Genomic DNA, 11316 nt, shown 5'->3' with positions numbered 1-11316 from the left:
CAGCGAATACCGGCAGGTGCTGGCGGTCGACGCGGCCGGCGGCAGCGCGATCCATTCCGGGCCGAAAGCGCTGGGCATCTGGGCCGAGGCGCGCGGCGAGGACGTCGCCTGCGGCGGCAATTTGCTCGCAAATGGTGGCATCCCGCAAGCCATGGTCGACGCCTTCCTCGCTTCCGAGGGCCATCTCGGCGACCGGCTGATCGCCACGATGCGCGCCGCGCTCAAGGCGGGCGGCGAGGCGGGGCCTGTCCGCTCCGCCGGCATGAAGCTGGTGCGCGATGTGTCCTGGCCCGTCGCCGATTTGCGCTGCGACTGGACCGAGGCGTGTCCGATCGAGCAACTCGCAACGCTGTGGGAGATCTACAAACCGCAGCTCGATGCCTACGTCACCCGCGCCCTCAATCCGTCCGATGCGCCGAGCTACGGCGTGCCCGGTGACGAGTAGTCCGACCAGTTCCGGAGTCGGCATACGAAACCCGGCGACCCGCTCGACCCGGCATCCAGAATAGGTGCGATGGTCGATGCGCGGCGTGCCGCGAACGTCGTGCGTTCTGAAGACCGCCTGAATCAAGTACCGAGCGGCCGCGACTTGATCGCCGGGTGCAAACCGGCAACATAGGACTATGCCGCTCCGCTTCACGCTCAGACAGCTCGAATATTTCGTCGCCGTGGGCGAAGCCGGCTCGATCGCCAAGGCGGCCGAGCAGGTGAATGTCTCGCCGCCCTCGATCTCGGCTTCGATCGCGCAGCTCGAAGCGGAGTTCGGCGTCCAGCTCTTCGTGCGCAAGCATTCGCATGCGCTGGCGCTCACCGCGGGAGGGCGCCTGTTCCTCAAGGAAGCCGCGCGGCTGCTCAACGATGCCGATGCGCTGCACGACATTGCCGGCGATATCGCCGAAAAGGTGCGCGGGCCGCTGGCCATCGGCTGCCTGCTCACCTTCGCGCAGATCGTGCTGCCGGCGCTGCGCAAAAAGTTCGAGGACGCCTATCCGGATGTGCGCGTCCGGCAGTTCGAGCGCAACCAGGGGCAATTGTTCGAGATGCTGCAGCGTGGCGAAATCGATGCCGCGCTGACCTACGATCTGGAATTGTCGCAGGACATGACGTTCGAGCCGTTGATGCAATTGCCGGCCTATGTGATGCTGCCGGCCGAGCATCGCCTGGCAGGGAGGGCGGGTATCACGCCCGAGGAACTGGTCGACGAGCCGATGGTGCTGCTCGATCTGCCCTACAGCCGGGAATACTTCCTTTCGGCGTTTCAGGGCCTGCGGCCCAAGATCGCCGAGCGCACCGGCGACATCGCCGTGATGCGTTCGATGGTCGCCAACGGCTTCGGCTACGGCATCGCCAATATGCGGCCGCTCAACGCCATGTCGCCGGACGGCAAGCTGCTGGTCTTCGTGCCCTTGCTGGGCGACATCAGACCGCTGACCATGGGCATTGCGCTGCCCAACGCCGAGCACCGCACGCTGACGGTGCAAGCCTTCATCGACCATTGCCGCCGCTTCGTCGTCGAGCAAGGCGTCTTCGGCACCGAACGCATCGTCAAGTGAGATTCACGGCCAGCCGTCGGCGAGCCGCGACAGCAGCCGCTCCAGCATCTCGTCGCAGCGCCGCAACTGCTCGACGCTGACGAATTCGTCAGGCTTGTGCCCCTGCGCCATCGAGCCCGGGCCGCAGACGACGGAAGGTGTGCCGAGATCGCGGCTGAACAATCCGCCTTCGGTACCGAAGGCGACTTTCATGGTGCTGTTGGCGCCGGTCAGCGATTTGACGAACGCGACCGCTTCCGAAGCGGCCGGCGTGTCGAGGCCCGGATAGGTGTTGGTGATCTCGATGTCGATTGCCGCTTCGGGGGCGATCGAAGCGGCATCCGCGGCAATGCGTGCGGCCGCACTGCGCAGCCTGTCGAGGATGCCCGTGGCATCCTCGGCGGCGACGTTGCGGATCTCGAAGTCGACCACGCAAAGGTTGGGCACGATGTTGAGCGCCACGCCGGCATTGATCTTGCCGACATGCACCGTCGTGTAGGGAATGTCGTAGTCGCCGTCGCGGGCGCCGTCGCGGGCAAGCCGGTCCTGTTCGTCGCGCAAGGCTCGCACAAAATCGCAGCCGAGATGGATGGCGTTGAGCGCCAGCGGAGCAAGCGCCGAATGGCCTTCGCGTCCCCTGCAGACGGCGCGTGCGGCGAGCTTGCCCTTGTGCCCGGTGGCCACCTGCATGTCGGTCGGCTCTCCGACGATGCACAGCAGCGGGCGCCGGGGCGCCGCGTTCATCATGTCGATCAGGTCGCGCACGCCGAGGCAGCCGACCTCCTCGTCATAGGAGAGCGCCAGATGCAAGGGCGTGCGCAGCGGCATCTTCGCTGCCTTGAGGCAGGCCGCGAGCGCTGAGGCGACGAAGCCCTTCATGTCAGCCGCGCCGCGCCCATAAAGCTTGCCGTCGCGTTCGGTCATGGAGAATGGCGGCAGCGTCCAGTTCTGGCCGTCGACAGGAACGACGTCGGTATGGCCAGACAGCATGATGCCGGGCCTGTCGGACGGGCCGATGGCGGCAAACAGATTGGCCTTGTGGCCGTCGGCGCTGTGGATGAGCTGGCTGGCTATGCCGCTCGTTTCGAGCAAGTCAGCCACATAGAAGATGAGGTCGAGGTTCGACTCGCGGCTCACTGTCGGGAAGGCTATCAGCCGTTCGAGGATATCGATGCTGCCCATGTGTCTTGTCCCGTTGCCGCAACCGGCTGTCTACATCGGGCGATGTCCGCCCTGAAGTCGCATTTGGCTCAGCTTCGATTCATTGCAGCCTAATCCCGGCGACGCGAGATTAGGCATGTCCTAACCCGCGCAGAAGAATTCCGTAGTTTTCCCGCGCCGGCGCCAACTTATGAGTAGTCTCCGGAGCATCGGCAGCGCCAGCCGACGAGAAGGGAAGTACAATGCGCGACCCACGCTACGACATTCTGTTCGAGCCGATGAAGATCGGTCCGGTGACCGCCAAGAACCGCTTCTACCAGGTTCCGCACTGCAATGGCGGCGGCTATCGCGATCCGTCGGCCGCGGCCGAGATGCGCCGCATGAAGTCCGAAGGCGGATGGGGCGTCATCTTCACCGAACAGACGGAGATGCACCACACCTCGGAGATCACGCCCTTCATCGAGCTCCGCCTGTGGGACGACGCCGACATTCCGGCTTTGGCCAAGATGGCGAAAGCCATGCACGAATATGGCGCGCTGGCCGGCATCCAGCTCGCCTATTCCGGCATCAATGGCCCCAACCTCTACACCAAGGAGGTTCCGCGCGGGCCGTCGGCTTTGCCGATCCGCACCTTCACCAATGATCCGGTGCAGGCGCGCGCCATGGACAAGCAGGATATCCGCAACCTGCGCCGCTGGCACCGCAACGCTTTCAAGCGCGCCAGGCAGGCGGGTTTCGACCTTGTGTGCCTCTACGGCGCGCATGGTTTCGGCATCATCCAGCATTTCCTGTCCACCGCCACCAACCAGCGCAGCGACGAATATGGCGGCTCGCTGGAGAACCGTTCGCGGCTGATGCGCGAGCTGATCGAGGAAGGGCGGGACGCGATCGGCGATACCTGCGGCCTGACGCTCAGGCTGTCGCTGGACGAGATGATCGGCGAGCTTGGCTTCGCCAATTCCGAAGTCCGCGACATGATCGAGATGCATGCCGAGCTGCCTGATCTCTGGGACCTCGCCCACGGCGCCTGGGAGGATTGCTCGGGACCCTCGCGCTTCAAGGAAGAGGCAGCGCAGGAGAGCCTCGTCTCCGGCATCAAGAAACTGACCTCGAAGCCGGTCGTCGGCGTCGGCCGCTTCACCTCGCCGGATGTGATGGTGAGGATGATCAAGTCCGGCACGCTCGACTTCATCGGCTGCGCGCGCCCGTCGATCGCCGATCCCTTCCTGCCGAAGAAGGTCGAGGAGGGCCGCATCGAGGACATACGCGAATGCATCGGCTGCAACATCTGCATCATCGGAGACATGACCATGTCCATCTCGCGCTGCACGCAGAATCCGACCTTCATGGAGGAATGGCGCAAGGGCTGGCATCCGGAGCGCATGCAGGCCAAGGGTGACAGCGACAGCGTGCTGATCGTCGGCGCTGGGCCCGCCGGGCTGGAGGCCGCCCGCGCGCTCGGCCTGCGCGGCTATCAGGTGGCCTTGGCGGAAGCGGGCACCGAACTCGGCGGGCGCGTGGCGCGCGAGTGCCTGCTGCCGGGCCTGTCGGCCTGGGGCAGGGTGCGTGACTATCGCCAATACCAGATCAGCCAGATGCCCAATGTCGACATCTATTTTCAGAGCCGGCTGTCGGCGGACGACCTCCTGTCCTTCGGCTTCCAGAATGTCGCCATCGCCACCGGGTCGACCTGGCGGCGCGACGGCGTGGCACGCGCGCATGTCGTGCCGATGCCGATCGACGCCGCCATGCCGGTCTACACGCCGGACGATCTGATGGACGGCAAGGTGCCGGCCGGCAATGTCGTGCTGTTCGACGACGACCACTATTACATGGGCGGAGTTCTTGCCGAACTGATGGCGCGGCGGGGCGCCAAGGTGACCCTGGTGACGCCATCGGCCTATGTGTCGGACTGGACCCGCAACACGCTGGAGCAGGGCGCCATCCACCGCCGCCTGGCGGAGCTGGGTGTCGATATCGTCCTCAACAGGACCGTCACGGTCATCGTATCAGGCGGCGTGTTCACGGCCTGCGTCTACACCGGCGTGCGCCAGGAACTGGCGGCCGATGCCGTCGTCCTGGTCACGTCGCGCAACCAGGACGACGCGGTCTGGCGCGAGCTGAAAGCCCGCGAAAACGAATGGGCGGACAACGGCATCCGTTCGATCAAGGTCATCGGCGATGCCGAGGCGCCAGGGCCCATCGCCTGGGCCACCTATGCCGGTCACCGCTTCGCCCGCGAGCTGGACGAACCCGATATCGGCGATGCCTTGCCTTTCCGGCGCGAGGTGACGGCGCTGGCGGCGGAATAGAGCCGGTTCAGCTCAATCACACGTCGTCGCAGCCTTGAGCGCTTCGGCACGGGAGGGCGCGGGCAACGCGCCGATACGTCGAACAGAGGCATAGAATCTCGGATAGTTGCCGGAGCACAAGTCGAACAGGCGAAGGAAGGCCGGGACCTCTTCGCCGTAAACGGCAGTCGCGGCGAGCTTCGCGTTGTTGATCGGGCTGTCGAACCAGGCGTCGTAACCCCGGTATCCCGCCCAGCGCTTGTCGCGCATCTGCCGGTAGCGCATCCGCAGCCTGTCGATCGTGGCCGCCTTGGCGGCCGCCATTTGCGCGGGGCTGCGGGGACTTCCATAGACCTGTTTCAGCTCGTTCCGGGTCTTCGAGATCAGTCCGAGGAAATCCGCCTTGCGCTTGCGATCGGCTTCGTAGCTGCGCAATCCGGCGCGATTGCCGGTGGCGCGCAGCCATTTCCTCGTGCCGGTGGTTTCGACAGTAACCGCGAAAGCCTCGTTGAACGCAGAGTCGCCGTTCACATAGACTTTCTGATGCGCCAGCTCATGGAAGACAAGACTGGCGAGATAGGTGTCGTTCTGGCGCAGCATAGTGCTGAGCAGCGGATCGCTGAACCAGCCCAGTGTGGAATAGGCCGTGATGCCTGTCACATAGACGTCCAGCCCCTGCCGCTGCAGCGCGGCGGCATTTTCGAGCGCGTCCTTGCGCGAAAAATAACCCTTGTAGGGAACGCAGCCGAACACCGGAAAGCACCATGTTACCGGCGCGAGCGAGAATTGCGGCGCGGCAAAGACCGCCAAGGTCACATCGTTGCGGCCGACATCGACATAGCTGCGGTAACTGCTGTTGTCGGGCAGCGCCAGTTCTTCCGTGGCAAAGCGGCGGATGGCGGTGGCCGATGTCAGCTTGGCGCGCAGCGCCTTGGGCGTAGAGGGATCGCGGATCAGTTTTCCAACATTTTTCCGCGCGGCCATGATCTCGACATGGCCCTCCAGCGACTGCGCGTAGTAGGAAATGCTGGTGCAGCCGGTCACACCGGACGCCATGATCGCAGCAGCAAGCAATCGAAAAACGCGCTTCAAAGCTTGCCCACCGCCTGCTCATCTCCTCGGGAGCGAATGTCCCCTTGCTCGCCGAGTCTCAAACAGGCGCACCTGTTTTCGTCAAGACCTCGAGCGGGCGGCGCGGCGCTTGCCGCTCCGTCAAGACTTGACGATCTCCGTTACGCAGTGGACGTAGTCCATGCGATGGCCTTCGGGAGCTTGCGCGACGTCGGCTTCATAGGCGCCGTAGAAATCGTCGATGATCGCGGAGCGTTCGCTTGGCGGCCGCGAGGGATCGAGCGCGTTGGCGAAAACGGTCTCGGACCAGGAGCGCAGCGTCGGCACATAGGCGCGGGCGAAATCCTGCGCATTGCGGTGGGTGCGGAACGCCTCGGCATATGGGCAGGGCGTCACCATGGTGAATATCGTCTCCAGCCTTAGCCCGGCTTGCGACACAGGCGAAGCGGGATCGCGGAAGGGTGCCGCGAACTCGTCGGGCGTCTTGTAGAACTGCTGGAACGTCGCGTTGACATATTCGGTCTCGCTGATCCGCCCAGCCCGCAGCAGATCGCGCCAATGGCGGGCGAAGCTGTCGAACATGTCGGCGCCCGTCGTATGTCCGAGATAGCGGCCTTCCTCGTCGATGCAGAAATTGGCCAGCGCAAGCCGCCCGCCTGATCGCAATTCGCGCGCCCTGGCAAGCAGGATCGTCTCCCAATCGCGCAGCGCCTGGGCGCGGAACTGCTCGCGCTCGGCATTGCTTGCACCGACCGCCTGGACGTGGTCGGCGATCATGCACGGCCGCTTGCTGATCCAGTGCATCGCCGTCGCGGAAAAGCCGAAGGAGAGCGAATTGTCCGGCAGGATCTGGCGGTAGAAGCTGGTGCCGCTACCGAAGATGTAAAGCCCGGGCGTCTCGGCCAGCGGCGCTTCGGTGGAGGTTCCAAGAAGGCCCTGGCTGAGCCGGAACAAGGTCGAGAAATCGTTATGGGGCAGGTCGGTGTAGGTGAGCGATATCGCCCGGTTCGGTTCCCTCTCCCGAACGGCGCCGATCAGCCGTCGCATCATGTCCATGGAAGTGCCCCCATCGGCGGCGCCGAAATCGGCGATGGCGAAGGGCAGGCCGTCGGCCAGTCGGGGCATCCTGGCGACAGCCTCGATGACGAGATCGCCGACCTTGTCGATGACGTATTTGGCGCCGACGGTGTTGGCCGAATAGTAGCCTGCGCCACGCATGGCGATCTTCTGGCCGTCGGCTGCACTCATTTTGTTCTCCCCTTGTTATTCATCGTCCACCCGGCCGCCACCGGCACCACGCACGCGCGATCTTTCGCTTTCCGGCACATAGGTTCTGGCGGCGAAGGAATTGAGCGCCGCAAGTGTCCGCTCGTCGATCGCGCCGCGCCGGCCTGTGGCTGGCTGCTCGGTTTCGGCGCGGCGTTCGATGACGACATCGGCGCGCGTCGCCAGCCCCACGGGCCGCGCTACGCGCATGGGTGAGCGGCGCAGCATGGCGTCGAACCAGACCGGCAGGCCGACATCCAGGATCGTCAGCGGCATAACGTTCGCTGGAGGCGGTTCGTCGAGCAGTAGGGCCGCCGTCCGGATCGGACAGAGCGGCCTTCCAGTCGCGGCGTCAGTCTCGCCGCTCCGCCAGCGCGCCGCGCGGGCAAGGCTGGGAGACTCGAAGGATTGTGCTTGTTCGGCAAGGCTCAGCATGGCCTTGCCCCAGTTGTCGTCCTCGGCCGCGATCCGGCGCGCCGCGCGGCCGACATCCTCGGCCAATCCCCATGAAAATCCGGCGCCCCGGGCCGTCTTGGCGCTCAGCGTTTCCACCTCGTTGAGCGACAGGTCGATCACGCGGCTTTTCCTGCCATCGTGGCGACATCCTCGATCAGCGGCTCGCCGCTGAACAGCGCGATGCGCAGCCAGCGGTCGGAGCGCGGATCGAAGCTCCGCGCGCCGAAGAACGCCAGCTTGGCGCGCAATATGTCGACGGGCCGCAATTCAGCGCCGATCAGATTGTCGTGGATCTCGGCATAGGGAAATTGCGCGACGATCTGGGCGCGCCGCACCGCATGGCGCCATTCGGGCCAGCGCAGCAGGAAGTCGGCGACACTGGCCGAGGCCGGCTCCTTTGCCAGCGCGGCCGCCAGGCCAAGCGCGTCGCGCGCGGTGGCCAGAGGCTGTTCGAGCTCGGCGCCGTCCTCCTCGAAGCGCTCGCCAAGCCGGGGCTCGAGCTTTTCCGCCGAGACGTACCAGAAGCGCGCATTGGCAGCCGGGTCGGCGAAGTCGATTGCCCTCGCCCAGGAATAGCAGTCGAGGAGCGCCCGGCGCAGCAAAGCGCAACTTATGCCGCCTTCGATGGCATGGCCTGGCGTTTCGTCGGCCTTCATCGTGTCGCCGAGCTCGTCGATCAAGGCGCCGTGCGGTTCGAGGATAAGGGAGACGCAGGCTTCCTGCCCCTCCAGCGAGAAGTGATCTTCGGCGAAGCGATAGAGTGCATCCCAAGGCCGCGGCTTCGCCAGAAGCTGATCGAGGTTTTCCGCCAGCGCGCCCAGGTCGGCGGCCAATATTCGGGTTGCCGTGGCCTGGCGGCTATCGTCGCTGTGCCAGCGGGCAACGCGCCGGCGCAGATCGGCGAGCGCGTTCGAGAAGGCGTCTCGTTCCGCCGCGCCGGCATGTGGTTCGGCGCGCACCCGCGCCAGCGCGGTTTCGCGGGCGAGGAACCAGCTATGCGTCAACAGCGGATGGCGCACGAGGAAGGGCGCCATGCCGAGTCCGGTCGCGTTGCCCACACCGAGCGCCCGGCGCAGGTCCGGCGCCAGCTTTGCCGCGCCGGCCGGATTGCGGCGACGGGCAATGTGATCGACAAGGTCGAAAGTGAAGGACCGGATCAGCCAGACGGTGAGCATTTCAGCCTGGAAGGATCCGGCAAGCTCCGGCCGTGAGGATATCTCGTCGCGATCCAGGATGCCGAACTTGCCGTTGCCGTAGACCGCCGTGGTGCGAAGCAGATAGCCGACGCCGAGCAACTGCTCCTCATCCGGCTGTTGTCCCTGCGCCAGCGCCGCGGCGACGTCCTCGAAGAGCCTGACACTCTTGTTCGCGCGCGCCAGCACCAGTTCGCGGCTGGTGTAGCGGCCCGCCTCCTGCAGCGGCGCATTTGCCTCCAGCCGGGCGATGTCGGCGGCGTCCGGCAATCCGTCATAGAGCACGTAGCTCGTGTCCCAGGCCTGCGCGATCACGCGGTCCGAGCGCTTCTCGTCGTCGAGCGGCGTGGAGAACGCGACCAGGCTGTATATCCTTGCCGGCGTCTCGACCGCATAGACCGCGCGCCCGAACCCATTGTCGTCGAGGTCGAACAGGTGCTTGCGGACACGCCATTTCTCCCTGGCGGCGCGGCGGATCAACTGGCGCAGGAAGCTGAGCCGCGTCGGATGCGCCGCGCCAAGCCGCTTAAGGCGCATGACGACCTCCGGCGGGCGCAGCGCGATCGCCGTCATGCGGCGATCCCTGCGAGTTTTTCCAGCGTGGCGAGCGTTTCGGCCGCCACCTCGATGCCTTGGGCATTGCTCTCGCGCGCGCCGAAGCGCCTCGTGCCGGGAAGCCGCGCTTCGCCGATGAAGGCGCCGGCGACGGTTTCCAGATTGCCGGCGAACGCGCCGCCCGACGTGGCCTCGGGCGAGACCGCCAGGAAGAACTGGCCGGTTCCGGGTGGCCCTCCGGCCGTGCCGGAGAAGGGGCTGGCGACAAGCCCTGGATTTGCCCCGGTCAGGCATGCGGCAAAGATCTCCACCAGTAATGCGGTGCCGACGCCCTTGTAGCCGCCCGCCGGCGCCATGGTGCCCTTCAACGCTTCGCCTGCGTCGGTCGTCGTCTCGCCGCTCGCATCGAAGGCCCAGCCGGGCGGGATCGGTTCGCCGGCGCGAGCGCGCTTGATGACCTCGCTCTTGGCGACGACGCTTGCGCTCTGGTCGATGACGAAGCGCGCGCCGCCTGTCCGTCCGGGACGGCGAGCGACAAGGGATTGGTGCCCACGGCTGCCTTGCGGCCGCCCCAGGGCGCGATCGAGGCCGGCGCGTTGGTGAAACCCAGCCCGACCAGGCCGGCTTGAGCGATCCGTTCGGTGTGATAGCCGAGCGCGCCGCAATTGTAGGAATTACGGATGGCGAGCGCGGCGACACCTTGGGAGCGCGCCGCTTCGATCAGCGGCGGCAGGCCGAGGGCGATTGCCGCGTGGGCAAAGCCGTTGCCGGCATCGACGGCGACAACGGCCGGGGCAGGCCGGGTCAGGCGCGGCTCGGCCAGTCCCAGCACCTTGCCGCAGGTCAAGTGCTCGCAATAGGTCGGCAGATACATCAGCCCGTGCGACTTCAAGCCGTCGCGTTCCGCCGCCGCGATGCCGGCGGCCAACGCCTCGGCCTGCCGCTCGCTTGCGCCGTGTCGGGTCAGCGCTTCTCGGGCGAGCGTTTCGATGCGGACTTCTGTCAGGCGTGTCATCCAGTCATCCACCAATCATGCCGCGGCATAGCCGAACTCTTTCTCGCCCGCCTGGGTCTGCTGGCGAATGCATTCGATGAAGCGCAGAGACGCGGGCTGCAGGTTCCGGCCTTCCCTGGTGATCCAGCCGACCCTCCGGCTCGAGCGTGGATCGGCAAGCGGGACGAAGCGCACGGCATGGCTGCATTTCCAGCGGCAGAGCCTGGGCAGGATGGTGACGCCGAGCCCGGCCTCCACCATCGCCAGGTTGGAGCTCACATTGGTCGCGGTGAGTTTCGAGCCGGCGGCAAGCGCCTCGGTCTCGGCAAGCCCGAGTGCTTCGGCCGCGCCATTGCGGATGAAGCTCTCGCCTTCAAGCTGCGCCCATTTCAACGGGCGCTTCGATGTCGCCAGCGGATGATCGACCGGACAGACGAAATCGAGCGGCTCTTGGAACAGAGGCTCGAAACTGAGCTGCGGCCGCTTGCTGGCAAGCACGCAAAGGCCAACCTCGACCATGCCGTTTTCCACCGCCTCGACGATGGCACTGGAATCGCTGTCGCGGACATGGATGTCGAAACTGCTGCCCTCGGCGCGAAGCTGGGCGATCGCGCGCGGCAGCAACGTCACGGCGACCGAAGGCACGCTTGCCACGTCGCAGCGTCCCTGCAGGTCCGCGGCGTAGCTGGTCATCGCCAGGCAGGCGCGATCGTAATGGGCGATCATGGCGCGCGCCTCGTCGAGCACGATGCGGCCGACCGGCGAGAGCGCGCCCTTGCGCTCGCTCTCGAACAGTG

Annotated in this window: 9 protein-coding genes and 1 pseudogene; 3 read left to right on the top strand and 7 right to left on the bottom strand. The window is 65.9% G+C overall.

Annotated features, from left to right (window positions below; all coding sequences use genetic code 11):
* A partial coding sequence (locus tag EOA28_RS11485) for a DUF1028 domain-containing protein (RefSeq protein WP_148670688.1) occupies positions 1–445 on the top strand: 445 nt, incomplete at its 5' end.
* Positions 446–623: 178 nt separating this feature from the next.
* Complete coding sequence (locus tag EOA28_RS11480; protein WP_127251861.1) at positions 624–1553, top strand: LysR family transcriptional regulator; 930 nt, start codon at positions 624–626, stop codon at positions 1551–1553.
* Between the two features lie 3 nt (positions 1554–1556).
* Here the strand turns inward: EOA28_RS11480 and argE are convergent, their stop codons facing one another.
* Positions 1557–2714 carry an acetylornithine deacetylase gene (gene argE / locus EOA28_RS11475; RefSeq protein WP_127251860.1) on the bottom strand — a complete coding sequence of 386 codons (1158 nt, stop codon included), beginning with the start codon at positions 2712–2714 and terminating at the stop codon, positions 1557–1559.
* 221 nt (positions 2715–2935) lie between these two features.
* Here argE and EOA28_RS11470 point away from each other — a divergent pair, with 221 nt between their 5' ends.
* A complete protein-coding gene (locus EOA28_RS11470) occupies positions 2936–5005 on the top strand; it encodes an FAD-dependent oxidoreductase (protein WP_127251859.1) in 2070 nt (689 codons plus the stop codon).
* Between the two features lie 12 nt (positions 5006–5017).
* Here EOA28_RS11470 and EOA28_RS11465 read toward each other — a convergent pair whose 3' ends face one another.
* From EOA28_RS11465 to EOA28_RS11440, 6 genes and pseudogenes are all read right to left on the bottom strand, one after another.
* Positions 5018–6040, bottom strand: a complete 1023-nt coding sequence (locus tag EOA28_RS11465; RefSeq protein ID WP_127251858.1) for an aminopeptidase — start codon at positions 6038–6040, stop codon at positions 5018–5020.
* A 156-nt stretch (positions 6041–6196) separates the two neighbouring features.
* Entirely contained in the window at positions 6197–7303 is a 1107-nt protein-coding gene (locus EOA28_RS11460) for an SAM-dependent methyltransferase (protein ID WP_128314901.1), read from the bottom strand.
* A gap of 15 nt (positions 7304–7318) precedes the next feature.
* Positions 7319–7897, bottom strand: coding sequence for a DUF3726 domain-containing protein (locus EOA28_RS11455; RefSeq protein ID WP_189342015.1), 579 nt, complete (start codon positions 7895–7897; stop codon positions 7319–7321).
* A complete protein-coding gene (locus EOA28_RS11450; RefSeq protein ID WP_128314900.1) occupies positions 7894–9543 on the bottom strand; it encodes a hypothetical protein in 1650 nt (549 codons plus the stop codon). Before EOA28_RS11450 ends, EOA28_RS11455 begins: the two co-directional genes overlap by 4 nt.
* Positions 9540–10540 (bottom strand): annotated as a pseudogene (locus EOA28_RS11445) (Ldh family oxidoreductase). The gene EOA28_RS11450 and the pseudogene EOA28_RS11445 overlap by 4 nt, the downstream one beginning before the upstream one ends.
* A gap of 15 nt (positions 10541–10555) precedes the next feature.
* Positions 10556–11316: LysR substrate-binding domain-containing protein (locus EOA28_RS11440; RefSeq protein ID WP_128314899.1), on the bottom strand; the 761-nt coding region annotated here is incomplete at its 5' end.

It is taken from the genome of Mesorhizobium sp. M2A.F.Ca.ET.067.02.1.1, assembly GCF_004023285.1.
Classification (GTDB): Bacteria; Pseudomonadota; Alphaproteobacteria; order Rhizobiales; family Rhizobiaceae; genus Mesorhizobium.
This window is presented reverse-complemented; position numbering and strand designations above follow the sequence as displayed.

Bases quoted from the DNA above. Each gene is read 5' to 3' on its own strand.
- EOA28_RS11470 (WP_127251859.1), top strand. From the start codon at position 2,936: ATGCGCGACCCACGCTACGACATTCTGTTCGAGCCGATGAAGATCGGT.
- EOA28_RS11480 (WP_127251861.1), top strand. From the start codon at position 624: ATGCCGCTCCGCTTCACGCTCAGACAGCTCGAATATTTCGTCGCCGTG.
- EOA28_RS11460 (WP_128314901.1), bottom strand. From the start codon at position 7,303: ATGAGTGCAGCCGACGGCCAGAAGATCGCCATGCGTGGCGCAGGCTAC.
- EOA28_RS11465 (WP_127251858.1), bottom strand. From the start codon at position 6,040: ATGGCGTCCGGTGTGACCGGCTGCACCAGCATTTCCTACTACGCGCAG.
- EOA28_RS11450 (WP_128314900.1), bottom strand. From the start codon at position 9,543: ATGACGGCGATCGCGCTGCGCCCGCCGGAGGTCGTCATGCGCCTTAAG.
- argE (WP_127251860.1), bottom strand. From the start codon at position 2,714: ATGGGCAGCATCGATATCCTCGAACGGCTGATAGCCTTCCCGACAGTG.